The 25,313-nt window shown below is 62.8% G+C and carries 23 protein-coding genes; 11 read left to right on the top strand and 12 right to left on the bottom strand.

Translation table 11 applies throughout. The features are described from left to right. Positions 1 to 263: 263 nt before the first annotated feature. Entirely contained in the window at positions 264 to 1,439 is a 1,176-nt protein-coding gene (locus tag IVB22_RS29250; protein WP_247520635.1) for a DUF2336 domain-containing protein, read from the bottom strand. A gap of 305 nt (positions 1,440 to 1,744) precedes the next feature. Between IVB22_RS29250 and IVB22_RS29255 the strand changes: the two genes are divergently transcribed. Then, the gene (locus tag IVB22_RS29255; RefSeq protein ID WP_247520636.1) at positions 1,745 to 2,104 is read left to right on the top strand and encodes a hypothetical protein; all 360 of its coding nucleotides are present in this window, start codon (positions 1,745 to 1,747) and stop codon (positions 2,102 to 2,104) included. Between the two features lie 74 nt (positions 2,105 to 2,178). On the opposite strand, the gene IVB22_RS29260 is transcribed toward IVB22_RS29255, so the two are convergent. Continuing rightward, the gene (locus IVB22_RS29260) at positions 2,179 to 3,198 is read right to left on the bottom strand and encodes a transglycosylase SLT domain-containing protein (RefSeq protein ID WP_247520637.1); all 1,020 of its coding nucleotides are present in this window, start codon (positions 3,196 to 3,198) and stop codon (positions 2,179 to 2,181) included. Positions 3,199 to 3,483: 285 nt separating this feature from the next. On the opposite strand from IVB22_RS29260, the gene mddA reads away from it, so the two are divergent. From mddA to IVB22_RS29275, 3 genes are all read left to right on the top strand, one after another. Further along, positions 3,484 to 4,269 carry a methanethiol S-methyltransferase gene (gene mddA / locus IVB22_RS29265; protein ID WP_247520638.1) on the top strand — a complete coding sequence of 262 codons (786 nt, stop codon included), beginning with the start codon at positions 3,484 to 3,486 and terminating at the stop codon, positions 4,267 to 4,269. Positions 4,270 to 4,411: 142 nt separating this feature from the next. Beyond that, positions 4,412 to 5,029: a TetR/AcrR family transcriptional regulator gene (locus tag IVB22_RS29270; protein ID WP_247520639.1), complete on the top strand. Its 618-nt coding sequence runs from the start codon at positions 4,412 to 4,414 to the stop codon at positions 5,027 to 5,029. A gap of 4 nt (positions 5,030 to 5,033) precedes the next feature. After that, a complete protein-coding gene (locus IVB22_RS29275; protein WP_247520640.1) occupies positions 5,034 to 7,151 on the top strand; it encodes an alpha/beta hydrolase in 2,118 nt (705 codons plus the stop codon). Between the two features lie 27 nt (positions 7,152 to 7,178). On the opposite strand, the gene hisI is transcribed toward IVB22_RS29275, so the two are convergent. Both hisI and folE read right to left on the bottom strand, forming a co-directional pair. After that, positions 7,179 to 7,598, bottom strand: a complete 420-nt coding sequence (gene hisI / locus IVB22_RS29280) for a phosphoribosyl-AMP cyclohydrolase (RefSeq protein WP_247520641.1) — start codon at positions 7,596 to 7,598, stop codon at positions 7,179 to 7,181. Between the two features lie 28 nt (positions 7,599 to 7,626). Beyond that, on the bottom strand, positions 7,627 to 8,349 hold the full coding sequence (gene folE, locus IVB22_RS29285; RefSeq protein WP_247520642.1) for a GTP cyclohydrolase I FolE: 723 nt from the start codon (positions 8,347 to 8,349) through the stop codon (positions 7,627 to 7,629). Positions 8,350 to 8,579: 230 nt separating this feature from the next. Here folE and IVB22_RS29290 point away from each other — a divergent pair, with 230 nt between their 5' ends. Then, on the top strand, positions 8,580 to 9,029 hold the full coding sequence (locus IVB22_RS29290) for an iron-sulfur cluster assembly scaffold protein (protein WP_247520643.1): 450 nt from the start codon (positions 8,580 to 8,582) through the stop codon (positions 9,027 to 9,029). A 142-nt stretch (positions 9,030 to 9,171) separates the two neighbouring features. On the opposite strand, the gene IVB22_RS29295 is transcribed toward IVB22_RS29290, so the two are convergent. Continuing rightward, positions 9,172 to 10,080: a hypothetical protein gene (locus IVB22_RS29295; RefSeq protein WP_247520644.1), complete on the bottom strand. Its 909-nt coding sequence runs from the start codon at positions 10,078 to 10,080 to the stop codon at positions 9,172 to 9,174. Between the two features lie 237 nt (positions 10,081 to 10,317). On the opposite strand from IVB22_RS29295, the gene yidD reads away from it, so the two are divergent. Next, positions 10,318 to 10,671 carry a membrane protein insertion efficiency factor YidD gene (yidD, locus tag IVB22_RS29300; RefSeq protein WP_247520645.1) on the top strand — a complete coding sequence of 118 codons (354 nt, stop codon included), beginning with the start codon at positions 10,318 to 10,320 and terminating at the stop codon, positions 10,669 to 10,671. Between the two features lie 31 nt (positions 10,672 to 10,702). Here the strand turns inward: yidD and IVB22_RS29305 are convergent, their stop codons facing one another. Both IVB22_RS29305 and IVB22_RS29310 read right to left on the bottom strand, forming a co-directional pair. Then, a complete protein-coding gene (locus tag IVB22_RS29305) occupies positions 10,703 to 11,947 on the bottom strand; it encodes a hypothetical protein (protein ID WP_247520646.1) in 1,245 nt (414 codons plus the stop codon). Positions 11,948 to 11,949: 2 nt separating this feature from the next. Beyond that, positions 11,950 to 13,320 carry an APC family permease gene (locus IVB22_RS29310; RefSeq protein WP_247520647.1) on the bottom strand — a complete coding sequence of 457 codons (1,371 nt, stop codon included), beginning with the start codon at positions 13,318 to 13,320 and terminating at the stop codon, positions 11,950 to 11,952. Positions 13,321 to 13,617: 297 nt separating this feature from the next. Between IVB22_RS29310 and IVB22_RS29315 the strand changes: the two genes are divergently transcribed. Further along, positions 13,618 to 14,928 carry an alpha/beta hydrolase gene (locus IVB22_RS29315; protein WP_247520648.1) on the top strand — a complete coding sequence of 437 codons (1,311 nt, stop codon included), beginning with the start codon at positions 13,618 to 13,620 and terminating at the stop codon, positions 14,926 to 14,928. 15 nt (positions 14,929 to 14,943) lie between these two features. Here IVB22_RS29315 and IVB22_RS29320 read toward each other — a convergent pair whose 3' ends face one another. Together IVB22_RS29320 and IVB22_RS29325 are read right to left on the bottom strand one after the other, a co-directional pair. Further along, a complete protein-coding gene (locus IVB22_RS29320) occupies positions 14,944 to 16,071 on the bottom strand; it encodes an MFS transporter (protein WP_247520957.1) in 1,128 nt (375 codons plus the stop codon). A gap of 105 nt (positions 16,072 to 16,176) precedes the next feature. Further along, complete coding sequence (locus IVB22_RS29325) at positions 16,177 to 17,442, bottom strand: hypothetical protein (protein ID WP_247520649.1); 1,266 nt, start codon at positions 17,440 to 17,442, stop codon at positions 16,177 to 16,179. 247 nt (positions 17,443 to 17,689) lie between these two features. Between IVB22_RS29325 and thrS the strand changes: the two genes are divergently transcribed. Both thrS and IVB22_RS29335 read left to right on the top strand, forming a co-directional pair. Continuing rightward, complete coding sequence (gene thrS, locus IVB22_RS29330; protein ID WP_247520650.1) at positions 17,690 to 19,735, top strand: threonine--tRNA ligase; 2,046 nt, start codon at positions 17,690 to 17,692, stop codon at positions 19,733 to 19,735. Between the two features lie 82 nt (positions 19,736 to 19,817). After that, positions 19,818 to 20,381, top strand: a complete 564-nt coding sequence (locus tag IVB22_RS29335) for a nitroreductase (protein ID WP_247520651.1) — start codon at positions 19,818 to 19,820, stop codon at positions 20,379 to 20,381. A gap of 100 nt (positions 20,382 to 20,481) precedes the next feature. Here the strand turns inward: IVB22_RS29335 and IVB22_RS29340 are convergent, their stop codons facing one another. Continuing rightward, complete coding sequence (locus IVB22_RS29340) at positions 20,482 to 21,546, bottom strand: hypothetical protein (protein ID WP_247520958.1); 1,065 nt, start codon at positions 21,544 to 21,546, stop codon at positions 20,482 to 20,484. A gap of 233 nt (positions 21,547 to 21,779) precedes the next feature. Here IVB22_RS29340 and IVB22_RS29345 point away from each other — a divergent pair, with 233 nt between their 5' ends. Beyond that, on the top strand, positions 21,780 to 22,838 hold the full coding sequence (locus IVB22_RS29345) for a patatin-like phospholipase family protein (RefSeq protein WP_247520652.1): 1,059 nt from the start codon (positions 21,780 to 21,782) through the stop codon (positions 22,836 to 22,838). 3 nt (positions 22,839 to 22,841) lie between these two features. Here the strand turns inward: IVB22_RS29345 and IVB22_RS29350 are convergent, their stop codons facing one another. After that, positions 22,842 to 23,270 (bottom strand): CBS domain-containing protein, encoded by a 429-nt coding sequence (locus IVB22_RS29350; protein WP_247520653.1) that lies wholly within the window; start codon positions 23,268 to 23,270, stop codon positions 22,842 to 22,844. Positions 23,271 to 23,459: 189 nt separating this feature from the next. Continuing rightward, on the bottom strand, positions 23,460 to 24,257 hold the full coding sequence (locus tag IVB22_RS29355; protein WP_247520654.1) for a rhomboid family intramembrane serine protease: 798 nt from the start codon (positions 24,255 to 24,257) through the stop codon (positions 23,460 to 23,462). Between the two features lie 493 nt (positions 24,258 to 24,750). Between IVB22_RS29355 and IVB22_RS29360 the strand changes: the two genes are divergently transcribed. Further along, positions 24,751 to 25,305 carry a PAS domain-containing protein gene (locus tag IVB22_RS29360; RefSeq protein WP_247520655.1) on the top strand — a complete coding sequence of 185 codons (555 nt, stop codon included), beginning with the start codon at positions 24,751 to 24,753 and terminating at the stop codon, positions 25,303 to 25,305. Positions 25,306 to 25,313: the final 8 nt, after the last annotated feature.

The raw sequence follows: 25,313 nt of genomic DNA on the forward strand, positions 1-25,313 counted from the left end.
GCATCGTCCGAACTTACAATGAGACGCCGCGAAAATGCCTCGACTTCAAAACCCCAGCCGAGGCATTCTCTCTCCTCAAATCAACCGTTGCACTTCAAACGTGAGTCCATCTCCCTGCGTTCGCAGGGACGACACCGAGTGTATTGTTGCAGCTTCGTAGGGTGGCAAAGGCGCACTTGCGCCGTGCCCACCACACGGTCTCGCACTACGTGAGGAAGATGGTGGGCACGCTTCGCTTTGCCCACCCTACGAAATCTTCGGATTTACGCCGCGATCAGATCGCGCTCGGGCGGCACGAATGCTTCGTCGGCGACCAGTTCCTCGCAGAACATGCGGGCTTCTTCGCGCGCGGACTCGGTCGCGAAGCGCCGCAGCAGGATCATTAGCGGCTCGGCGGCCTTGCGGTCGGTCTCGCAATGGGTCAGCACGCGCTCGACCATGCGGCGGCGCAGTCTCGCCGCGCCTCCAATCGTATCGACATAGCCGGTTTCATGGCTGACCTCGAGCGCCACACGAAACGCCGCGAAAGTCGATTCGGGAAGGCCGGCGCGGATCAGGAGCGCTTGAACACTGGCGCCACCGCGGTCATGCAGCAGCGCGGTCACGCGGGCGAGCGGCAGATCGGCCAGTTCGGCCAGCGAGGACTCGAACAGTTCGATATTGCCCGACAACAGCGCACGCAGGATCAGGCCGGCATTCAATTGCCCTGTCGCGCGCAGGTGCCGCACCAGACCCTGCATGTCATCGCCCCGCGATCGCGCCGCGATGTTCACGGTCGAGCGTTCTCGCGCTTCGCTCGCAAGCCGCCCTGCCCGGTCGGCGCTCAGCCAGTTACGCGCGACGACGAATTGCGCCAGTGTATCGGTGAGTTTGGCGACCAGCGCGACGCGGGTGGCGGCGGGCAAGCCTTCCAGCACCAGCATCGATTCCCTGATCGCGGCGAGATGGCCGTGACGTTCGACGATGCGATCCCAGGAAAACGGCGCGAGTTCAGCGTAGGCATTCTCGATCAGTTCGAGCGCTGCGGCCGCCGAGCCGACTTCGGCAATCGCGGCGGAAACCGAGGGCGGCAAATTGATGCGGCGAGCGATGGCGCATTGCATGTCGCTGTTGCCTGTCGCGACGATGTCGACGAGGTCGGCATCGATCAGAAGCGGCGAATGTTCGAGCACCGGCAGCGCGATCGAGGGCTGGTCCAGCGAGAGCGCCTGCACGATCGCGGCCGGCGCGTCCGGGCTGCGCGAAAATACTTCCGCCATGGCCTGGCGGACCAACGGCGATGGATCGTCGAGCAGCATCAGCAGCGCGCCTTCGGCGGCGATGCGATCGTCCTCGGAAAGATCTGAAATCAACCAGGCCCGCGCCAAAGCCCGCGTCGCCTCTGCCCGCTCGCCTGCCGGAGCGGTACGAATCCAACTTATGAACTGCCGAACGATCATGGTCCTGGCTTACGCAACGTGAGACGACACCGTGACGCGGTGCCACTATTAGAAAAAATAAACCATGACACTTAACAAAGGGTTCACCATAAACGGCTGGTTTCATTGACGTTTTGTTAAGGGTGCGGGGAAGGTCGGAGGCACCGCCTCCTAACTTAGCGTTCTCTGCACAGCATTCGGGGCGCAGTGTATGAATCTACCGGTCCCGCTTTTCTGGAAATTTGCAGCGTTCACGGAGTAATCAGAATGCGCTGGATGAAGTCAGTTGTCGTTTGGGCGATTATTGGCGCGATCGGGTGGCACGAGTGAGCCCGGAGGTTTACAGCGTGATTAGTTTGCTGGCGGTGTTCAGCGGCGCATTGTTGCTGGTGTCTGCATGGATAGGGGTGCGTGCAGAAATGAGCGCGCGCAGATACTTTCCACTGCAATTCACCGATGATCTTTCGTCGCGCTATTACATGATGTACGTGCTGTTCAATCGGTCGATACCCCTGGAAATTCGACGGCGGTTCGGGGTTTCCGCGGCACTATCGATCGTTGCTTTCGCCGGCTTCGCCGCGGTGGCCTACCTCGCCGACAATTCCGTCATTGCTGTGCTGTTGCTTCTGATCTGCGGCTATGCAGTCGCGAACACCGTTGTGCAGTGGCATGAAGCGCGGCGGTAACAAATCTCCGAACCGGATCCTCTGGCGGGTTGCAGGTGAAATTGGCAACGCTGCGCCGGAGACAGCAGCCTCGCTTAGCTGCTGAACGTGCCGTTGCGGTCGCTGAAGAGATCGAGCCGGCCGGGTGCGCGAACCTCGGGCTTATGTTCGGACAAGACGGTGCTCGCTGAGGTTAGCGACGAATTGCTGCCCCACAATTCCTGCACCGCCGGCGAAATCGGCTGCGTGCGTTCGCCGGCCTGGAACAGCGAGCGGAAGATCGGCTCCGATGATGCCGCGGCGGTCTGCGACGTTGCTGCAACCGGCGTCACCGCGCGCTGATCCGGGAAGCTCGACAGATAGGCCGCGTTGTCGATCGCTGCCGCCGCCGGCGCGGCGTTGCTCGCGACCGTGACGCGCCTCGGCAGATCGCCGCCGGCAGCCGCCATGGCGGTTCGCGTCACCGGCGAGTCAGCGGCGGCGGCGTAGCGCGTGTTCAGCACCGAATAGACCTGCGAGACGCTGCGTGCCTGCCCCGAGCGATCATAGAAGATCGACTGGTTGGCCGCCGCCGCGTTCGGAAACATCCGCGCGGCAGAAGCGTTCGGATTGTCCTCGGCGTTCTGGATCAGCTTGCCGGCGCCGCCGACGCCCATGAAATGCGCCATATAGAGTTCGGCGTCGGTCGGGCGGCGGCCGATCTTGCCGGTCAATCTGAAACTGTTGGACTGCGTCAGCACCGCCGCCATCGACGAGGCGGCATCCGGGTCGTCGCGCAGTTTCATGATCGCCGCCCGCGCGTCGGGGTCGTTGACCGAATAGCTGCCGGAAGGATTTTTGGTGATGGCGTCGGCATATTTTCCGTAACCGAGATGGGCGCCCGCTTCCTTCACGGTGCCGAGCCAGGTCTGGTCGATGAATTGAAACAGCCCGCGCGCCGATGAGGTGGTGGCGGCGGCCTTCGGGTTGAAATTGGATTCCATTTTCGCGGTGGCGAGCAGATATTCGAAGCTGGCGCCGGTGGTCGACGCGGCCTGCTTGATCGAGCCCGCGATTCTCGCGCGCGTGGGATCGACACCTGCCGCAGCCGTGGCGCTTGTTGTGTCGACCGACATGTCTCTGGTGCCCGCTCCTCGCGAAACGACCGCGCGGCCTCTCAAGGCCCTGGCAATCAGCGCCTATACGCGGTCGAGACTGCCGCAATTATGGTTAATAGCCCGTTAAGGGCGCTCCTCGTCAAAAAAAAGCCGCACCGGCCTTGAACTATTTCGGTCGATCGACCGACCTAATATTGGGCGACCGTAAGCCGCGGGAACCACAGAGAAACGCTAGGGCACGGGTTCCCCGACGACGAACATTGAAAGGGCATCTCTTCAACTTTTCAGAAACAGGATCAACTCATGAGTGATCACGCCATCAATCCCCCCTCTGCAAAGACTACCGCCGGCGGCCTGGTTGCGATGCTCTATGGCACCGTTACCTACCTGTTGTTTCTCGCCACCTTCCTCTATGCGATTGCCTTCGTGGGCAACCTGCCGGTACCCAAAACCATCGACAGCGGCCAGCCGGGGCCGTTCATTCCATCCCTGCTCATCAACGTCCTCCTGCTCGGCCTGTTCGCCGTCCAGCACAGCGTGATGGCGCGGCCAGCTTTCAAGCGCTGGTGGACCCGCCTCGTGCCGCCGTCGGTTGAACGCACGACGTTCGTGCTGTTTGCCAGCCTCGCATTGCTCCTGCTCTACTGGCAGTGGCGGCCGATGACAGGCATCGTCTGGTCGGCGACCGATCCGGTTGCGACAATTTTCCTGGAGACGATTTCCTGGATCGGCTGGACGGTGGTCCTCGCCAGCACCTTCATGATCAACCATTTCGAACTGTTCGGCTTGCGCCAGGTGCTGGCGCGCCTTCTCGGGCGCGAGTTGCCTCCGGCAGAGTTCAAAACGCCAATGTTTTACAAGGTCGTTCGGCATCCGATCTACCTCGGCTTCTTGCTCGCGTTCTGGGCGACGCCGACGATGACGGTTGGTCATCTGGTGTTCGCCATCGCCACCACCGGCTACATTCTGATCGGCATATGGCTGGAGGAGCGCGACCTGATAGCGCTGTTCGGCGACCAGTACCGACGCTACCGGCAACAGGTGTCGATGCTGATCCCGCTGCCACGACATAAGGCGAAGGTAGGGTGACATGCACTAGCTGTTTCCACGGTGCCCGGCTTGGTGCCGGGCATCGGTCTTCCGACGGGCGGAGGGTGAAACGGCGAGCCTGGCCATTTCGACCGGGTTTCATGTAGCGTCTTGGCGTACTTCCATCACATCACGAGGCACCATGGCGCGCGCGGCAGTGAAGAAGATCGAAACCAGCACCAGCTTGCTCGAAGCTGCCAAGAAGGTGTTGCGTCGCGCCGGCTATGCCGGACTGTCGACCCGTGAAGTCGCGGCAGAGGCAGCTGTGCCCTTGAGCCAGATTCATTATCACTTCGGGTCCAAGCAGAACCTGGTCCTCCAGCTGTTCGAATATCTCAATGTCCAACTTCTGGACCGGCAGAACAAATTGTTCGGAGACCCATCCCTAAAACTGTCCGAGCAGTGGGACCGCGCCTGCGACTACCTGGATGAAGACATTGCCTCAGGCTACGTGCGGGTGCTGCAGGAACTGATCGCCGTGAGCTGGCATGACGCGGAAGTAGCCAAGGTGATCCGCGCCGGCATCATGGGTTGGGTCGATCTGATCGTCGGCCTGGCACGGGCGGCTGAACAGAAGATCGGTCCCCTCGGCCCGTTCTCGGCGGAGGAAGCCGGCGCGATCGCCGCCGCCAGCTTTATAGGGGGCGAAAGCCTGTTCCTGCTCGGCCTCGAGAAGAAAGGCTCGCCGATACGAGCGTCGCTTCGTCGCGTCGGCGATCTCATCCGGATTGCGGAAGGATCCTCGTCAGACAAGAGGTGACGCCATGCGCGCAAAATTGCCGGACAGCGCGGGTTTCGTTACCCGCGACGGCGTGAATCTCGCCTACGAAATCTACGGCGACGCGCCTGAAACCATGCTGTTCATCCCGCCCTGGAGCATCGTCCACTCCCGAATTTACAAGGCCCAGCTACCCTATTTCAGCGAGCGCTTCCGCTGCATCACCTATGACGGCCGAGGCAATGGCAAATCCGACCGGCCGAAGGATGTCGCCGCCTACACGCTGGACAATTATGTGGCCGACGCACTCGCCGTCATGGATGCTCTCGACGTCGGCCAGCCGATCCTGGTCGGACTTTCGTTCGGCGGCCTGCTCGCCTCCATCCTCGCGGCGTATCATCCCGAGCGCGTCAGAGCGGCGATTGTTGTCGGTACGGTCACAACCATCGGACCTCCACCCTACGCAAGGTTGGCCGCCTCGCACTTTTCGGCGGAGCGGGAAAGTTACGAAGGCTGGGACAAGTACAACCGCGATTACTGGCTGAAGAACTATCCTGACTTCGCGGAGTTCTTCATTCGCAACATCTGCAGCGAGCCGCATTCAACCAAGCAGATCGAAGACGGAATCGGCTGGGCCGTCGAGACCAGCGGGCCGACGCTGATCAATACGGTGGAAGCGCGCAACATTCCACCCCGCTTCGACGTCAGCGAAGAGATGTACCGCAAGATTCGCTGTCCGATGCTGTTCATCCACGGCGACAACGACCAGATCCAGCCCCACGGGCGCGCGGAGGCCGCGCACGCCGAGGTGAGCGGCTCGGAGTTCGTCACGATCAGCGGCGGTGGCCATAACCCTCTCGGGCGGTATCCGGCAAAGGCGAACACCCTGATCAACGACTTCATCGATCGACGGCTGGGCATCATCACGCCTGCGCGTGCGCCATTACCACGCACGATACGCGAGAAACGCGCCCTCTATCTTTCGTCTCCGATCGGTCTCGGCCATGGCCGTCGCGATATTGCCGTCGCGTGCGAACTGCGAAAGCTCCATCCTGACCTGAAAGTGGACTGGCTGGCACAGGACCCCGTCACACGCCTGCTCGAATCCAACAACGAACATGTCCATCCGCTTAGCGCCCGACTTGCCAGCGAGACGCGGCATATCGAGCTCGAAAGCGGCGAGCATGAGTTGCACTGCTTTCAGGCGCTTCGCCGCATGGATGAAGTGCTGATCAAGAACTTCATGATCTTCCAGGACGCAGTCGAGCAAGGCGCCTATGACCTGGTGATCGCGGACGAAGCCTGGGACATCGACCACTACTGGCACGAGCACCCCGAACTGAAGAAGGCAAAGCTCGCCTGGCTGACAGACTTTGTCGGTTACGTGCCGATGCCGGCCGGCGGGGAACGGGAAGCGCTGCTGACGGCCGATTACAATGCGGAGATGATCGAGCACATAGAGCAACACCCGGGCGTGCGCGATCGCTCGATTTTCGTCGGCGCACCTGAAGACATCGTCCCCCTGTCGTTCGGCGCAGATCTGCCTCTGATGCGCGACTGGATACCGAAGCATTTCGATTTTGCCGGCTACGTTATCGGCGAGCATCCCCAGACTTTCGGCGACAGGCAATCGCTTCGCGAAAGGCTGGGTTACCGCGACGACGAGCGGATCTGCATTGTTACCGTCGGCGGCTCAGGCATCGGTGCGCACCTGATCCGACGTATCCTTCAGGCCTATCCCATCGTAAAGGCGAAGCTTGCCGAGCTGCGCATGATCGTGGTCGCCGGCCCACGCATCGATGCGGCGTCACTGGCAGCACCTGACGGCGTCGAGGTGCGGGCCTTCGTCGCCAATCTCGATCGCCATCTCGCGGCCTGCGATCTTGCGCTGGTGCAAGGCGGGCTCACCACCTGCATGGAACTTGCTGCCGCCGGCACGCCGTTCGTCTATTTTCCGTTGCGAAACCATTTTGAGCAGACCTTTCATGTCGCTCATCGCCTCCGCCGCTATGGCGCAGGCATTCAAATGGATTTCGCCGCCTCCACGCCGGACATGATTGCCGATGCGATGATGCTGGCTTTGTCGAGGTCGGGTAAGCCCGATCCAGTCGAGGCCGATGGGGCAAGACGTGCAGCCCGCATGATCGCCGAGCTGCTGACATAACCGAGCGTTCGGCCAGACAATCCCGAGCTATTCGCGGTAGACCGCCTTTGGATCGAACAGGCGGTCGGCGTCAACGAACGACAATCGCGTATCGCCGTCGACCTTTCGGTAGAAGCACGAGCGCCGGCCGGTGTGACAGGCGGCGCCGATCTGCTCGACCCTGATCCAGACCGCGTCCTGATCACAATCCAGACGCATCTCGACCACGCGCTGGGTCTGACCCGACGTCTCACCTTTTCGCCACAACGCATTGCGTGAACGGCTGAAATACCAGGCCTCGCCGCTCGCGATCGTCTTGCGCAGCGCCTCGTCATTCATGTGCGCGACCATCAGCACGTCGCCGGTGGCGGCATCGGTCGCGACACAGGTCACGAGCCCGGACGCGTCGAAATTGGGCTGGAAATCCAGCCCTTCTTCGCGATCGTGATCATGTTTTGAGGTGGACACGACAGACCTCGCCAAAATTCAAGCGAGGTTACCGGTTCGGTCCTCGCACCAGGGACAGGAAACGCTGCTGCTCCGCCGGATTGTCGCGGAACATGCCGGTGAACCGGCTGGTGAACGTCATCGCGCCATGCTTGGCGACGCCGCGCACCGACATGCAGGTATGCTCCGCCTCGATCAGCACGGCAACGCCGCGGGGTTTCAAAACCTCGTCGATGGCGGCCGCGATCTGGGCGGTCAGGTGCTCCTGGGTCTGCAGGCGGCGGGCGAAGATATCCGTCAGGCGCGCCAGCTTCGACAATCCCACCACCCGCTCGACCGGCGTATAGGCGATATGCGCCCTGCCGTAGAACGGCATCATGTGATGCTCGCATTGCGAGGTGAATTCGATGTCGCGGACCAGCACGAAATCGTCATAGCCGGCGGTTTCGCCAAAGGTGCGGTCCAGCACCTCGGCGGGACACTGGTGGTAGCCCTGATAGAGTTCGTCGAAGGCTTCGACCACCCGGCGCGGCGTATCCAGCAGGCCCTCGCGGCCGGGGTTCTCGCCGATATAGCTGAGCAGCGTCAGCACGGCCTGCTCGGCCTCCCCACGCGACGGGCGCGGCAGGTCGGCGCGAACGGCGGCGGCCAGGAATTCGGCCGGATCGAGCTCGGCCGGACGAGTTTCCGGGGCCACATCGGGCGATTTCACTTCGGAAGGCTTCAAGTCAGGCGCCTTGCCTGGGCGGAGGGATTTGATCAATGCGTCCATGTCTTCTCCGTTCGACCGGTCCGAAAGACCGGAGTGTCACCGGGCAGACGGGGCGGTTTTGCCGCCGGGCGCCTGAGTCCCATCACAATACGTTGGCGGGCGAATTGGTTTCCATTTCGGCACGCCTCGGCGAAAGGCCGGGCTGTTTTTCGGCCGTTCCCGTCCATATATAGGACGATGAAACCCAGCCGCCAAGGGCGCTCGGACTGCCGCCCGGGACACCGATTCTCATGCTGAATGACATCTACAACAAGCGGATCATCGAACTGGCGGGCAATATCCCCCGCCTCGGCCGCCTCCCCGACCCCCACGCCAGCGCCACCGCCCACTCCAAACTGTGCGGTTCGACGGTCAAGGTCGATCTCAAGATGGACGGGCCCGTGGTCACCGACTTCGCCCACGACGTGAAGGCCTGTGCACTCGGCCAAGCCTCCTCCTCGATCATGGCAAGCCATGTGGTCGGCTCGACGGCTGGCGAGTTACGTGAACTGCGAGAAACCGTCCGCAAGATGCTGAAGGAAGACGGCGGTCCCCCGCAAGGCAAATGGGCCGACATCGGCCTGCTTGAACCGGTGCGCGACTACAAGGCCCGCCACGCCTCGACCATGCTGACCTTCGACGCGGTGGTCGACGCCATCGGCCAGATCGAGGCCCGGGCAAAGCAGCCGGCGTCGGCCTAAGGGGCGAGCCCCGCATACCGTCGTCATACCCCGCGAATGCGGGGTATCCAGTACGCCGGGAATTCTCGTTCGATCACAAGCGCCGCGGCGCACTGGATCATCCGCTTTCGCGGATAATGACCATTATCTGGGCAGATGCAGATTACTTCTGCGGCTGAGTCGGCGCGGTCGCTGAGCCGCCGGTCGGAGCCGCGGCTTCGGCGGTCTTGGTGGACCTGCCCGGCTGCGGCTGCGCGTCGCCCCCGACGGTGGAACTGATGAAGCGATCCTGCGGCTTGGCAGGCTTCGCCTCGGCCATCGGCACCGATGCATTGTCCTGCGGGAACACATCGGCGACCGCATCGGTCGTGACGAGATTGGCCAGGCGCAATTCAACGCGCGACAATTCGTGCAGATCTTCCCACGGCGGGACGCTGAGTGCGAGCGACAGCAGATCGCCGGTGCCGCCCATGTCGAAGGTGTATTTCGTGAGGCGGCCAATGTCGCGCTGCACGATCATCAGGTCCTGCGCGGTGTAGCTCGCGGCCTTGGCATCGTCGGCGCGATCGCCCATCCAGATCTGGTGCACGCGGACACGCGCGACCGGCGGGACATAGCGGGTTTTGCCTGAGAGAAGCAGGAACACGCACATCGACTCGCAATAGGCTTCCGGCGCCACGCTCGCGCGTTCGCCCTGCGTGCGCACGGTGGTGCCGACCGTGGTCAGCGCGCCGAGACTGCGGAACCGGCGGCCAAGTGCGATGGAATCATTGACCGAGCCGCCGCTGGAATCCAGCACGATGGTCGCGCCGGCGAGCTGGCGACCCTTGGCGAATTCGTCGAACTCCCTCGGGCTATCCGATGTGACGATGCCGACTGCCGAAACCCAGCCCCTGCAATCCGGCTGGCAGGCATTCCACTTGAAATGCATCGGCTGCTTGCGTTCTTCGAGAGTGCCGCCGGCGTACGCCAAGTTGCCCAGCGTCGTGATCGCGCCAGGCAGTGCGAGACAGAAGGCGGTGGCGCCGAGGAGCGCCCAGCCGCGAAATTTCAGCGACGTCACAAACCTCAATTTGGTTCCTTCCCCCAAGCCCCCTCAGGGAGCGATGGCAACGGCCCCACTTCAACGCGGCATGATTCTGTTATCGAAGCGTTGCTGAAACGGTAACTGTACTGACGTGTGTCGTCCATAATACCTTGGCGTGCCCCGGTGTTTTGCGGTGCGATAATTCCAAACTGTGGCGTAAATATCTGCACGGCTTAAGTTCCTTGCTTTGGAACACCCGCAAAAGTACGTACATAGTTCAGCATGGTGCCCGCAGGTCATTCATCGTCACCTCGAAAACAATGCACGGATTGTGCCAGCACTGTCCGTCGTCTGCCGCGCAACGCGGGGCGCGCACTGATCTGGATCTATCGGCATTCGCTGTCACTGCTGGTCGGCTACAACTGCCGGCATCTTCCGACATGTTCGGTGTATAGCGACGAAGCGATCGAACGCTTCGGCCTGTGGGGCGGCGGATGGATGACGCTGGCGCGGATCCTGCGGTGTCACCCCTGGGGCACATCCGGCATCGACAACGTGCCGCTCACGACACCTCCAGGCGCGCGATGGTATCTGCCGTGGCGCTACGGACGCTGGCGCGGCGTCAACGGCCCCTGACGCGCATCAGCCTTCACGAATTGAGTTCGCACTACCGCCAGAAGAAGAACCCGCCGCCTTGCGGCTGCGGAAAGAACCCCCCGCCTCTCGGCTGCGGTCCGATATCCGCCGGCGGCCGCGGCCTGCGCGGACGCGGCGGTGGCGGCGGCGCCTCCGTCGACGCCGTGGCGTCGATAGCGGGCGATCCATCGTCGGGCAATCTCACCGAGAGCAGCACATTCGTTTCAGGCGTGCGCCAGCGATAGCCGATGCCGAAATCGATCGGCTGCGCGCGGCGGAAGAGTGCAGCATATGACTCCTGGTAGCGCCCCTGGAATTCGTCGATCGGTCCGAGATAGCGGCCGAACGGGAACAGGCGCCATTTCTTCGTGCTGTAATAGGCCAGCGGAATTCCGGAATCGTCCTGGATGATGGTGGCGCTGTTGTTGAGCAGGAAGTTGCGCACGGTGGTGAAGTTGCCGGAATGCAGGAGATAGGACGCGCTCTTGATCAGGCTGTTGGCGGGCGCGAGCGTCTCGCAGAATTTCAGGAAGCCGCTCGCCTTCACACCGGAATTGGAAAGATCGGTCGAGAAATAATACAGCGTCTTTTCCTGACCGTCGCTGCCGACGAACGTGATGCGGACGCCGCGCACGGCATTCGATCCGGCATTCTCGCCTGCGAAATACGCCGCGCCCTGGTCGTCCAGCGAGATCGGACTGACGCTTCTGACGGTCATGCCCGAGCGTGCCAGGAAGACGTAGAGGATCGGCAAGGTGCCGCTGATCTGGCCCGCCTGCAGATCGGTCTTCATCTGCTTGGTAATGAAGAAACTGAAACTCAGGATCGAACCCAGCGAGCGCTCGACATTGTAGAGCGCCGACGCCATGCCGCCGCGCGGCAGTCTCGATAGGTCCGGCACCGAGCCGACCGGCTCGAGCGCACTCAGCACGTAGGTCGACGCCTTGGAATGGAACGCGTTCGCATAGAGAAAGTCCGGGCCTGAGAACATGTAGAACATGGTCGGCTTGGGCGCCGCCAGATTGGTATCCGCCCAGGCGCGGATCCGCGATATTTGGCGCTGCTCGAGTTTCTCGAACGCGGTGTCGAAGAATTTGGCGTGGCGTTGCCAGGCCGGGTCATTGGTGAGCGGCGCGAGCGGCGAATCCGCCGATGGCATCATGCCCGCCAGAAATTTCGCGGTATCGTCAGCGGATGCAGTTTGGGCATGAACAGGAAGCGCCGCCGCAAACAGCATCACGGCACCAAGCGTCGCCATTCTCAGAGATTGCAGCATGTTCATTCGCGACCCGCTGCGACCGCCGGGACTTGATCTGCCCGCTTGCGGAAGACGGCGTAAATCAAGAGACCTGAAAACATGATCAAAAGACTAAGAAACGAGCGCAACGGCTGTTCCGTCAAAAGATAGTACATCATGAAACCGGTCACGATCAGGAAAACCACCGGGGTTACCGGGTATCCCCACGCGCGGTAGGGCCGCGGCAGGTCAGGATGCGTGATGCGAAGCTTGATCACGCCGAGCACAGTAAAGAACGAGCAGAACAATAGCGCGAACTGGATGAATTCGAGCACCGCCTCGAAGCTGCGCGTGAACAGCAAGAGGCTCGCGACTGCAAGCTGAAACAGAATGGCGTAAGCCGGCGCACCACCGGTCGACCTTCGGGCGAACGGCCTCAGCACCGGAATGTCCTCGCCCATCGTCATCATGACGCGTGGCCCGATCCACATCATCGCACTGATCGATGAGATCAGCCCGAAGCAGATCATCGCGCCGACGATGCGGCCGCCGAATTCGCCGAAGATGTAGCTGCCGGAAATGCGGGCGACGTCGAGTTGCCCGGCCAGTTTGTCGATCGGCGCGGTGTGCAGGAACACCGCGTTGAGCGCGACATACAATACGAGCACGATCAGCGTTCCGGTCAGCATCGCCCGCGGCACGTTGCGCTCGGGCAACCTCACCTCGCCAATGATGTAGGTCGCCGCGTTCCACCCCGAGAACGAATACATCACGAATACGAGGCTGATCGCGAACGGCGCGCTGACGACATGCGTGAAGTCGGAAGCTGTTGGCGCGAATGACACCGGCTGCCCGGAGCCGATCACGAAGCCGCAGACCAGGAAGGCTATGATCAGCAATACTTTCAGGATGGTCGCGATCAGTTGAAAGGTCGAGGAGTGCCTGACACCGGTGAGTTGAACCAGCGACACCAGCCACACCACACCGACCGCAAGCGCCAGCGGCGGCGCATCCGGCAGCACCGACTTGCCGTACTCGCCGAATGCCATGGCAGCCAGCGCAACCGGTGCGGCGAATCCGACAGTCGCCGACACCCAGCCCGCCACAAAACCGAAGGCCGGGTGATAGGCCCGGCCGAGGAAGTTGTACTCGCCGCTCGAGCGGGGAAACATCGCGCCGAGTTCACCGTAGGAAAACACCCCGCACAACGCGACGATGCCGCCTATCGTCCACAGCAACACGATCGAAAAGCCGGAGGGAATGTCCTTGACCTGAAAGCCGAGGCTGGTGAAGACGCCGACCCCGACCATGTCGGCCACGACGATGGCAACCGCCACCAGGAACGAAACGCTGGAGCCGCTGCCGGCGTGCGCGCCGCGCCAAGCCGGGCTTCCCGTTTCTGATGCCGCCATCTCGGACCCCACCTTCAAGCGCCCGCAGCCGAGAGCTGCATCGTGCAGGCTGACGCCCTTCAATTCAAGCAATGTTTACAAGGGTTTAAATTGAGACACGAATAGGTTTTATAATACCGTCACTTTTCCCGTGCCACTACTGGATTGAGAAAACATCGTGACGGTCCCACAATCGCGACACGATTGCATGGTCCCCTCGGGGCTTCCGGACGTGGGGAGTTTTTCCGGACGCTTAACGTCGTCTAAGCGCGTGCGAGCTTAACCTCGGTTGACGGTGATCTTGGGACATTGGGGTGGATGGTCGGAGCTGATCCGAAATTCCAGACAATTGGTCGCGGCCGGCCGACATCGTCGGCTGTGCCGCGGCGCGCCCTGCCGCTACGATGGCACTGGTTTGCGCTGGCTGCGCTGATCGGGCCGCTATCCTTTGTCCTGGTTCAGTGCGGCAAGGCGCCGAGCGCCGGAATGCTGGCGGCGAACACGGAAGGCGCAAAATCCCGGCCCGCCAAATCCCAAACTTCAATCGTTACGTTCGACGACCGCTTCCCCACGCCGCAATTCGCCGACCGTTTCCCGACCGCCAATGAAAGCCTGCCACAGGTCCAGCGCCAGGTTGCGCTCGCGCCACAGCCGCCGCGCACGGTTCGCACGGAACCTGTGAGGGTTGCCTCACTGACACCGACGCTGACCCTGCCTCGCAATGAGCGCGAAGAGCTGACGACGCTGGTCAGCATGAAGTCCTCGGCCTTCCCCTATTTCGGCACCAATCCGCGCTCCGAAGAGCCCTTCCTCAACATCTCCAAGGGCGACCGCAAGGGCCATCGCAGTTACAGCGGCAAGGTCTATTGGCAGGACGAGACCTACAACGACAGCCGCGTGCTCGTGCACGTCCCCGAGACGTTCGATGTCAGGAAGCCGGGCGTGATCGTGGTGTTCTTCCATGGCAACGGCGCGACGCTGGAGCGCGACGTGCGCGACCGGCAATTGGTGCCGCAGCAGATCTCGGATTCCGGCGTCAACGCCGTGCTGCTCGCCCCGCAAATGGCTGTCAACGCCGCGGACTCCAGCGCCGGCAAGTTCTGGCAGCCGGGCGGCTTCAAGCACTTCATTGATGAGTCAGCGAGCCACCTTGCCCGCCTCTATGGCGATCCGAAGTCAGCCCAGGCGTTCGCGAACCTGCCGATCGTGATTGTCGGCTATAGCGGTGGCTTCCTCCCGACCGCCTGGAGCCTCGAGGTCGGCGGCATCCCCAACCGCGTCCGCGGCGTATTCCTGCTCGACGCCGTCTACGGTGAAATGGAGAAGTTCGCGTCCTGGATCGAGAAGAACCGGACCGGCTTCTTCGTCAGCTCCTACACCCGCTACACCAAACGGCGCGACCTTGAGCTGATGCAGATGCTCCGCGACAAGGGCATCACAGTCACCGAGAGCATGGACGGACCGTTGCGGCCCGGCAGCGTCGTGTTCGTGCAGACGCCTAATGGCGTCACGCACCGCGATTACGTAACGCAGGCCTGGACCGAGCACCCGATCAAGGACGTGCTGGTCAAGATGGCGGCAACGCCCGCCTTGACCCGGGTCGCCAGCGCCCCCAACGCAAGCCGATAACCGGCCTCTTCAAGATCATGCTCCGCTAAGACTCTTTTTCGGCCGAGTCAGGATCACCGTCACCACCGCCAGCGCAACGAAGGCCGCGGCTACATAACCCGCGGCGTAGAACAGATCGCGCGCATACAGAAAGCCGCCGATCGCCGATCCCACCGCCTGCCCGACATAGAGCACCGATGTGTTGAGCGACACCGAGGCGGATGCCAGCGTAGGCGCCGCGCCGACCAGCCGCACCTGCTGCATCGAATTGGTGGAGGCAAAGCCGAGGCCCCAGATCGCGACGGACACGGCCATCAGCGGGTAGATGCCGGCGCTGAGCGCCCAGCCGGCCACGCCCGTCAGCAACAGACCTGTGAACAGCACCGACGTCTTCCATGCGCCCCAGGAATCGACGATGCGCGTTGCGATCGCGGTGCCGATGACGCCGCACACGCCGTAGACGGCGAACACCAGCCCGATCGCATCCGGCCCCGCCCCCGTCAGCCTCGCCAGCAGCGGCCCCATGAAGGTGAACACCACGAACTGACCGGACATCTGCAGCGTGGTGATCAACAGCAACAACACGATCAACCGGTTGCGGCCGATATCGGCCCATGTCTTGAGGTCGACCGGCGCGCCCATCAGGCCGCGCGGCAGACGCCACGCCAGAAGGAGGAAGCTCACGCAGCCGATCAGGCCGATGCTGCCATAGACGGCGCGCCAGCCATAGCGACTGGCGATGAACGTGATCAGCGGCAAACCGACCGCTGCCGCCAGCGACCAGCCGAGGAAGATATAGGCGATGGTGCTGCCGCGCTTTTGCTCCGGCACGATCAGCCCGGCCGTTCCAGCCGCCTGCGGCGTGTAAAGCGCGCCGACCGCGAGCATCACCAGGCGAATGGCGAGCAGACTCGCGTAGTCAGGCGCGAAGGCGGAGGCGAAGTTGGTAAGCGCAAGCACCGCGAGCGTCGCCGTGAGCAGGGTGCGGCGCTCGATCCTGGACGTCAGCCACGCGGTAACAGGTGAGCCGACGCAGAGCATGATCGCGCCGAAGGTGATCAGAAGACCCGCGGTGCGGATAGAGACATCGAGACCGGAAGACAGTTCGCTCAACATGCCCGCGGGCGCCAACACCGAGCAGCCGGTGACGACATTGCCGAGCATGAGTGCCGTAGGCGCAAAGCGGTTCACTTGGCGCGTGTAGCAGTTGCGAGTTTTAATGCAACGGCATGAAAATGCATGTCCGGTTATCGATTCCGCATCTTGCGCTCACTTCGCCGGCATTGCGGGAGCTGCGGAAGTCGCCGGAATCGCGGGAGCTGCATTGAGATTGGAAGACGTGGCTGCAGGCCGGGCGGTGTTTGCCGGGCACGATGTCAAGAGCTGCGTCCACGACGTCCCGAGGCCAAGCGTATCGATGTCGAACGTCGCGAGCTTGGTCTTGCCTTCCGCGCCAAGCGTACCCTCGCCCATCTGCAGGCTGGAAGCCGCCAACATCGCCTGCATTGCATCGGGCGCGACGACATCGCTCCACACTTCGTATTTGCCGACGCGCGCGGGATATCGTCCAAAGGCGACGGATTTGTCCGAACCCGCCATCAACATCATCGTCTTGATGCTGCCAGCGCCCTGATCGGCTTCCCGCACGAATGTCAGCCTGGCGCGATCCTTGTTCTCGCAGAACAGCCGCCACTCCATTGTTCGGAACGATGCGCCATCGCCCTGTTTTGCCGCGGCAAGTTTGCGGACGTATGGTCGCGACGCAGCCTCAAGCGTCCAAGCCGTCTCAAGCAACGGACGCTGGTCGATGCCGAAGCGATAGAGTTCGGCGCGCGTGAGGACATGCAAGCTCTCGAACTTTACCGTCTTGATGAGATCGTCCAGCTCACGGCTGATGCCCATGGAAACGACGAAGGCGGCGCGCTCGCGGTCGGCCCTCGCCATGCTGTGTCGCTTGAAATCGGCAATCTGCTGCGCCGAGAATGGCCCACGAGCGACGAGCGTGAGCCTGGAGTTATGTACGGCGATCGCGGCATCGGGCGCGACTTCGCGGGTCGTGGCGCCGAAAAACAGATAGCCGCAGGCAGAATTGCACATGGCGTTACGGGTCGTAAGTTCGGCCTCAACCTCCCCGCCGGCCGTCTTGATCTTGAGGCAGGCCGCGTCGACCTGGGTTCCGCCGACGCAGGCGGTTGCGATGGTGCGTCCGATCCGGGCGACGGCCTTCCTGCTGCGCAGCAGGCGGGCGATGACATAGGACGGCCTGACCGACCCGCCCGGCGAATGAAAATAGATCGGCCGCCTGGTGTCCTTGACGTCGCGCAGGAAGCGGCTGACGCGCGCCGCCGCGCCCTCATCGACCTGGCCTTCGACCGCGATCCAGCGATCGCAACCCGGACCGCACGAATTGGCTGGGCCCTTGGCATTGTAAATGGTCAGTCGCGGTGCAAATCCAGCCTTTTCGGCCGGCGTTTCGGCACGCACCTCGCCGTGAACCAGCAGCAGGGCTGCGAGAAGGAAAAGGCGGAGCATCATGACCGGCGTGATCAATAGGGTAATGGCAGCAATGGCCAAAGCTAGACAATGCCTGTCGGCGCCGCAACCCTTGGTCGCGGCGCCCCTCGCGTGGCGCTCGATCGATCGGACTTAAGGCCATTGATTGTAAGCAGGATTTGACCTGAATTTCTCGATATTGCCCGATTGCAGGAGCCGAATCCCCTGCTATACCGCTGCTTCCCGCTTACCTGCGCTCGTTCGCAGGAGTGAGCTTTAGGAGACGACTATGCCTGACCAGAATACGCCTGCATCTGGATTCCAGTTCGGCCTTGCCAATTTGAAACCCGCCGAGCCCCTGGAAAAGATCACCCTCACCTTCCCGGACGGCGCGAAACGCGAATACCCCAGGGACATCACCGGCCTCGACATCGCCAAGGGCATCTCGCCCTCGCTCGCCAAGCGCACGGTGGCGATGGCGCTCGACGGCGTGGTCGCCGACCTCAACGATCCGATCTCGGGCGATGCGAAGATCGAGCTCATCAACCGCGAAGACGCGCGCGCGCTGGAACTGATTCGGCATGACTGCGCACATGTGCTCGCCGAAGCGGTGCAGTCGCTGTGGCCGGGCACGCAGGTCACCATCGGACCTGTCATCGAGAACGGATTCTATTATGACTTCTTCCGCAACGAACCGTTCACGCCCGAAGATTTCGCTGCGATCGAAAAGCGGATGCGCGAGATCATCGCGCGCGACAAGCCTTTCACCAAGGAAGTGTGGGATCGCGAGAAGACAAAACAGGTGTTCCGCGACAAGGGCGAGGCTTTCAAGGTCGAACTGGTCGACGCCATTCCCGGCGACGAGCCGATCAAGATCTATTTCCAGGGCGACTGGTTCGATCTGTGCCGCGGCCCGCATATGTCTTCGACCGGTAAGGTCGGCAATGCCTTCAAGCTGATGAAGGTAGCGGGCGCCTATTGGCGTGGCGACTCCAACAACCCGATGCTGACGCGCATCTACGGCACGGCGTTTGCCAAGCAGGAAGAGCTCGACGCTTACCTCAAGCAGATCGAGGAAGCCGAGAAGCGCGACCACCGCAAGCTCGGCCGCGAGCTCGACCTGTTCCACTTCCAGGAGGAAGGCCCCGGCGTGGTGTTCTGGCACCCGAAGGGCTGGACGGTGTTCCAGGCGCTGATCGCCTATATGCGCCGCCGCCTGACCGGCGATTACAGCGAGGTCAACGCGCCGCAGATCCTCGACAAGGTGTTGTGGGAAACTTCCGGCCATTGGGACTGGTACCGCGAGAACATGTTCGCGGCCCAATCCGCCGGCGACGAAGCCGAAGACAAGCGCTGGTTTGCGCTCAAGCCGATGAACTGCCCGGGCCATGTGCAAATCTTCAAGCATGGCTTGAAGAGCTACCGCGACCTTCCCTTGCGCCTTGCCGAGTTCGGCGTGGTGCATCGCTACGAGCCATCGGGCGCCATGCACGGGTTGATGCGCGTGCGCGGTTTTACACAAGACGATGCGCACGTCTTCTGCACCGAGGCGCAGCTTGCCGACGAGTGCCTGAAGATCAACGATCTGATCCTGTCGACCTATGCCGATTTCGGCTTCGAGGGCGAACTCACGATAAAACTCTCGACCAAGCCCGACAAGCGCGTCGGCACCGACGAGATGTGGGATCACGCCGAGCGCGTGATGGCGACCGTGCTCGCGGAAATTCAGGCCAGCGGCAGCAATCGCATCAAGACGGAGATCAACCCGGGCGAAGGCGCGTTCTACGGGCCGAAGTTCGAATATGTGCTGCGCGATGCCATCGGCCGCGACTGGCAATGCGGCACCACACAGGTCGACTTCAACCTGCCGGAACGCTTTGGCGCGTTCTACATCGATGCCGATGGCTCGAAGAAGACCCCGGTGATGGTACACCGCGCGATCTGCGGCTCAATGGAGCGCTTCATCGGCATTCTGATCGAGCACTTTGCCGGCAATTTTCCGCTCTGGCTGGCGCCGATCCAGGTGGTGGTCACGACCATCACCTCCGAAGGCGACGAATACGCCAAGGTGGTCGCGGCCGCCGCGCGGCGCGCCGGCCTGCGCGTCGAGATCGACCTGCGCAACGAGAAGATCAACTACAAGGTCCGCGAGCACTCGCTGGCTAAAATCCCTGCCCTGCTCGTCGTCGGCAAGAAGGAAGCCGAGACCCATTCAGTCTCGATCCGCCGGCTCGGCAGCGATGGGCAGAAGGTAATGCCGACCGACGAGGCGCTGGCCGCGCTAGTCGAGGAAGCAACGCCGCCGGATGTGAAGCGGGCGCGTGCCGCGGCCTGATCATAATCGGTCTAAATCGGCTTCCGCTGGACCGGCTGTGCCACTATCTCTGGCACAGCCATTTCCGACAAAAGAGACCCTTGTGCCCGACGCCATTGAACTCCTGAAGATCCGCCGCTCGGTCAAGCCCCGCGAGATGAGCGGGCCCGGCCCCACGGCGGGCGAACTCGATACCATCCTGACCATCGGCGCGCGGGTGCCGGACCACGGCAAGCTGACGCCGTGGCGCTTCATCGTGTTCGAGGGCGACGCCAGGGCGCGGGCCGGCGACGTCATTGCGCAGGTGTTCGCAAAGAAGAATCCGGCTGCACCCACCGCCGACATCGAGATCGAGAAACGCCGGCTGATGGACGCGCCGCTGGTGATCGCCGTGGTTAGTTTCACCAAACCACATCCCAAGGTGCCGGCGTGGGAGCAGGAATTGTCCGCGGGCGCCAGCGCGATGAACATCGTCACCGCCGCCACCGCGCTCGGCTATGGCGCCAACTGGCTTACCGGCTGGTTCGCGTTCGACCGAGACGTGCTCGACGGGCTTGGATTGAAGGCAGACGAAAGGCTGGCCGGCTTCATCCATATCGGCACGCCGGCGAAGCCGATCGAAGACCGCCCGCGTCCGGCGCTGTCCGATATCGTAACGCGGTTTTGAAGCCGACACGCCGAGGTCGTTGCCGGGTTCTACTTTGCATGGGGTTGTTTTCGCGATTTTGTGTTCGGGCGCTGCGGTGTACCGCCAACCCATCCCGAGACTAGCGCGCGACGACCTCGACCTCGCCGTCGACGCCGTTGACGACGTTGAAGGGGCGCTCGAACACCTTGCCCTCGTTCTTGGCAATCGCCCGGTATTCGCCCTCGGACAGCACGACGCGAGGAAACGCGCCGATCGATTCCTTGATGACGTCGCCGCCCGGCGTGATCACCGACCATGCGGTGTTGGCGAGCGCCTCGCCGCCCCGGTCGCTGACGAGCTTCAGCGTGATCACCGCCGCGCGGTGGCTGACGGTCACGTCCGTCAGCTTGCCGGCCTGGACGCGGATGTCGGAGCGCACCACGGAGTTGGCGTCGCCATAGTTGGAGATGATGTAGTAGGTGCCCTCCGGCAGCAGCGCGACGTCCGTGGCGGCGACGCTTGGAAGCAGCGGGGTGCGTTCGGCGCCACCTTCGAACTGGCTGCCCTTGTAGAGCGCGAACGAAATCTGGTTCGGTGGAATCTTGCTGGAGCCGACGCGACCCTCGATGCGCAGTCCGCCGGCCGGAAGCACGAAGCCCACGCGATCGGTCTCCGCTTTCAGGCTCACCGCCCGCACCGCGCTGACCAGACCAAGCGCCACGTGGACGACGTAATTGCCGGGCGGCAGCACGATGTTGGGGGTCGCGCCGCGCTCCTCGCGGATCAGCTTGAACGTGCCGGTGTCGTCGGGCTTGTCGGCGAACACCCGCCACACCAGCCCGCCGTTGATGACCGGCAGATCCTTGCCGTAGCGCGCCGTCAGCGACAGCACCCCCTGATTTGGAGCTGCGGCACCTGGTGGAGGCGTCCCCGGAGGGATCGTCGCGATCGATGGTGGCACGATGGTGGGCTGGTTCAGCGGTGCCGGAATCGGCGGGATCGTTCCCGTCCCCGACGGCGGCGCCAGATTCATGGCGGGCCCGGTCTGGACATCCGGAACCGCGGCCGGCGGCACGGGCGGCGGACGGTCCGAGAACATCTGGGCCGAGGCCGGGGCGGCGAGCAGCGCCAACGCGAACGCCAGCGCCGGGAAAGGCCATCCGCCCCGCCCGAATCCAACGATACCGTTACCGCCCGAGATCATGGCCATGCTTTTCACCGAAAACGCGGCAAATTCAAGCCTCCGTAGCGGAGTTCGGGCCGGCAGCGGTAGCGGAACCCGCATAACCCCCCAATGTTAATCCTGCGGTCGTGGTCCAGTCACATTCCCTGCCTAGGCCGCTTTCCCCGGGCATAAACCATGCATCCGGATTGAGATGGACTGGTCTGGCGCTTCCGCGCCGTGGCGAATATCGTTGCAGCCGCAGGAGAGTTTGCGTGTTGGATAGCTGGATGGGCCGCGGCCAAAAGGGATCCGATGCCCAGGACAAGGTAGGGCTTGGCAGTATCCGCCGGCCGGTGATCGGACTCGCGCTGGGCGGTGGCGCCGCGCGCGGCTTTGCTCATATCGGCATCGTCCGAACGCTGGTGGCCCACGGAATCATCCCCAACGTGGTGGTCGGAACGTCGATCGGCGCTGTGGTCGGCGGCGCCTATGCCGCCGGACATCTCGACAAGCTGGAAGAATGGGCGCGCAGCCTGCAGCCGCGAAGCGTCCTCTCCTACCTCGACATCCGCCTGAACGGCTCGGGCCTGATCGGCGGCGCCAGGCTTGCGGCCGAAATCGAGGGCGCGTTGGGCCAGAGCCTGATCGAGGATCTGCCGGTGAAATTTGCCACCGTGGCGACCGAAGTGCGCACCGGTCACGAGATCTGGCTGACCCATGGCCCGATGGTGGATGCGATGCGCGCTTCCTATGCGCTGCCGGGAATATTCTCGCCGATTCTGGTCGGCGACCGCTGGCTGGTCGACGGCGCGCTGGTTAATCCGGTGCCGGTGTCGGCGGCACGCGCGCTCGGCGCGGAGATCGTCATCGCCGCCAATCTTTCCAGCGACGTCTTCACGCACTCCACGACGATCTATTCCCACGGCCCAACGCCCGGCGTTTCGGTGTCGGTGATGCCTGAACCGGCGGCTGAACCCGAGCCGCGGAAACGCGGCATCGGAAAATTCTTCTCCGCCGAGCGCACCATGAAGCGTGAGTTCTTCGGCGGCGGCGGACGGCCGGGCATCTCCTCGGTCATGGTCGACGCCTTCAACATCATGCAGGACCGCATCACGCGCGCACGGCTTGCCGGCGATCCGCCCGATCTGTTGATCTCGCCCCGTGTCGGAAAGATCGGCTGGTTCGATTTTCATCGCGCCGACGACCTGATCGCCCACGGCGTGCGCGCGGCCGAACGCGCCATCGAGTCGATCCAGGAGGCGATCCACATTCTGGCGCCGCCGCCGGCGGGCGCAGCCGAGCCGGCAGTCGAAAAGATCGAGAAAGAATAACGATCAGGCCGTCTTGATGTAGTCGCGCAGGGCTTCCTGCTCGGTCTCGTATTCCTGGACGCGGCGCTTGACGATGTCGCCGATCGAAATCAGGCCCACCACCTTGCCGTCCTCGACCACGGGCAAATGGCGGAACTTGCCGATCGTCATCATTTCCATGATCCCGGAAACGGTGTCGGACTCGCGGCAGCTCACGACCTTGCGCGTCATGACCGCGCTGACCGGCTCCTCGAGCACCCTGGCGCCGCGCTCGCCCAGCACCCGGACGATATCGCGTTCCGAAAGGATGCCTTCAAGGCGCCCCTGGTTCATCACCAGCACGGCGCCGATCTTGCGTTCGCCAAGGATCTTGATCGCAGCCGAAAGCTTGACGTCCGGCTCGACGCTCTGGATCTGATGGCCCTTGGTGTCGAGAATTGAACGTACCGTCATTGGCGCCTCCCTGAATCCGTTCGCGCCCCCTGGGCCCGACTTGTTCCGCGAGTCTTCAATCAACAGTTCCGCGCCGGTTTGTTTCGGGACACGGTTTACAAGCGCGGCTGTCGAGCACGGCAGCGGCATAGGCTTGCATTACAACTTTAGTGGATGATGAATGAAATCGTCGTTCGCCGCAAGCGGCGATCAGACGCGGCCAGCCTCGTCCGGCGATGAAGCATCCGCCGCATGCGGCGTCGCACGCGGCACCGGATCGAATAGCGAAAACAACATCAGGCCGGCGAGAAATCCGCCAATGTGCGCCTGCCAGGCGACGCTGGCGCCTTCGGAGCCGATCGAAATCGACCCGAGGCCGAAGATGATGTTGACGCCGAACCACACCGCCAGAAATCCGAGCACTCGCGGGTTACGCAGCGCGCGGGCCAGCGACAGCGCTGGAACTTTCGCCGCGGCATCCGCATCGCCCCGGCTGAACGAAAGAAAACTTCCCTTCACGAAAGCGAAGCGAATGGCGGCCGCCATGGCGCCGGATACCGAGGCCGAGGCACCGATCATCGGGGCGATCGCGTGCTCATGAGTGACGAGATGCGCCAGTGCACCCGCCGCGGCCGTCACTGCCATGAATACGAAGAACCTGACAGGACCGAACCGGCGGGCCAGCGCGCTGCCGAACGGCAACAGCCACAGTATGTTGAAGCCGATATGGCTCAGATTGGCATGCAGCAGCGAATAGGTGACGAAGGTCCAGACCTTGGCGCCGGCGCCGCCGGGAAAGGTGATGTTGAGCAGCGTCGAATCGTAGCGCTTCGGAATGAAACCGAACACGTCGATGGTCCAGTTCTCCAGTTCCACCGGCAGCAGCACGCGCAAATGAATCGCTGCGATCAGCGCGATATAGGCCGTCAGCGCGCCCGGCAGCGTCAGGATCGGCTCGTGCGGGGTCTCCGGCGGCTCGACCGAGGATGAGTAAGGCTGGGATTCCAAAGGGCCAGAACCTTGCAAGGCAGCTTAGAGGCGTATGGATCCAGATAGGCGGCTTTGCCCGCCCTGTGCAAGTGCACAATCGCCACTATCCGTGTCCCGGACGCGAGTTCGCCGTCCAAAGAAAAAGGGAGAGCTCTGAGAAAGCTCTCCCTTATCTCGTCGGTCTTCTCGCACCCGGAGCTAAGGATCACATCCCCACCCCTCCCCGCGCGATGACCAAACTGTTTGAAGCCACCTGTGTACCAACTGCGCCGAGAACCCTGAGATAAGCCGGCGCCGACTGATGCGTTCCACACTACGCACGCCGCCCCGCCTTCGCCAACCTCATAGTTAACTTAACGTTAACAACGCAAAGGCGTGGCGCGCGCGGCCAAATCGCGTTCCCGGCATGGACGCTGCAAAGCCCGTCCTGCACAACACGCAAGGGAAGGCGTGTTGCGCAAAAGCGGGACAGAAGTGTCTCGCTTAATGCAACCCGGGGCGAGGATTAGTTATGAAACACCCATCGAGCCGCGAGTTCTTCGCCTATTGGGATGCGAAGCGGGGCGATGCGCGGGCACCGGACCGCAGCGAGATCGAACCCGGCGCGGTGCGCGAGCTGCTCGGCGACATCTTCGTGCTGTCCTACGACAACGATGCCGGCTACCCGTTTCGCGTCGCCGGAACCCGGGTCTGCGCCCTGCTCGGCCGCGACCTGAAGGATACGAGCTTCTCCGCGCTGTTCACCCCGGACAGCCGCCGCGAGATCGAGGACATCGTCAGCTACGTCGCAGAGGAAATGCTGGCAGCGATTGCCGGCATCACCGCGACTTCGGAAGACGGTACGACGGCGCATCTGGAGTTGCTGCTGCTGCCATTCAACAACCGCGCGCATGCGCCGATCAGCCTGACCGGAGTGCTGGCGCCGTTCGAAGGCGACCTCGGCACGATCAGGGATTTCAAGGTGACGTCGTGGCGCTATTTGCATCGGCCGCAAAAGCTCGTTCCGCGCGCCTTGCGCAAGCTCGCCATCGCGCGCGGCTTCATGGTGTATGAAGGCCTGCGGTAATCACGAAC

The organism is Bradyrhizobium sp. 190 (genome assembly GCF_023073415.1).
Taxonomy (GTDB): domain Bacteria; phylum Pseudomonadota; class Alphaproteobacteria; order Rhizobiales; family Xanthobacteraceae; genus Bradyrhizobium.

Bases quoted from the DNA above. Each gene is read 5' to 3' on its own strand.
- IVB22_RS29250 (WP_247520635.1), bottom strand. From the start codon at position 1,439: ATGATCGTTCGGCAGTTCATAAGTTGGATTCGTACCGCTCCGGCAGGC.
- IVB22_RS29260 (WP_247520637.1), bottom strand. From the start codon at position 3,198: ATGTCGGTCGACACAACAAGCGCCACGGCTGCGGCAGGTGTCGATCCC.
- mddA (WP_247520638.1), top strand. From the start codon at position 3,484: ATGAGTGATCACGCCATCAATCCCCCCTCTGCAAAGACTACCGCCGGC.
- IVB22_RS29270 (WP_247520639.1), top strand. From the start codon at position 4,412: ATGGCGCGCGCGGCAGTGAAGAAGATCGAAACCAGCACCAGCTTGCTC.
- IVB22_RS29275 (WP_247520640.1), top strand. From the start codon at position 5,034: ATGCGCGCAAAATTGCCGGACAGCGCGGGTTTCGTTACCCGCGACGGC.
- folE (WP_247520642.1), bottom strand. From the start codon at position 8,349: ATGGACGCATTGATCAAATCCCTCCGCCCAGGCAAGGCGCCTGACTTG.
- IVB22_RS29290 (WP_247520643.1), top strand. From the start codon at position 8,580: ATGCTGAATGACATCTACAACAAGCGGATCATCGAACTGGCGGGCAAT.
- yidD (WP_247520645.1), top strand. From the start codon at position 10,318: ATGGTGCCCGCAGGTCATTCATCGTCACCTCGAAAACAATGCACGGAT.
- IVB22_RS29305 (WP_247520646.1), bottom strand. From the start codon at position 11,947: ATGCTGCAATCTCTGAGAATGGCGACGCTTGGTGCCGTGATGCTGTTT.
- IVB22_RS29310 (WP_247520647.1), bottom strand. From the start codon at position 13,320: ATGGCGGCATCAGAAACGGGAAGCCCGGCTTGGCGCGGCGCGCACGCC.
- IVB22_RS29315 (WP_247520648.1), top strand. From the start codon at position 13,618: ATGGTCGGAGCTGATCCGAAATTCCAGACAATTGGTCGCGGCCGGCCG.
- IVB22_RS29320 (WP_247520957.1), bottom strand. From the start codon at position 16,071: ATGCTCGGCAATGTCGTCACCGGCTGCTCGGTGTTGGCGCCCGCGGGC.
- IVB22_RS29325 (WP_247520649.1), bottom strand. From the start codon at position 17,442: ATGATGCTCCGCCTTTTCCTTCTCGCAGCCCTGCTGCTGGTTCACGGC.
- thrS (WP_247520650.1), top strand. From the start codon at position 17,690: ATGCCTGACCAGAATACGCCTGCATCTGGATTCCAGTTCGGCCTTGCC.
- IVB22_RS29340 (WP_247520958.1), bottom strand. From the start codon at position 21,546: ATGATCTCGGGCGGTAACGGTATCGTTGGATTCGGGCGGGGCGGATGG.
- IVB22_RS29350 (WP_247520653.1), bottom strand. From the start codon at position 23,270: ATGACGGTACGTTCAATTCTCGACACCAAGGGCCATCAGATCCAGAGC.
- IVB22_RS29360 (WP_247520655.1), top strand. From the start codon at position 24,751: ATGAAACACCCATCGAGCCGCGAGTTCTTCGCCTATTGGGATGCGAAG.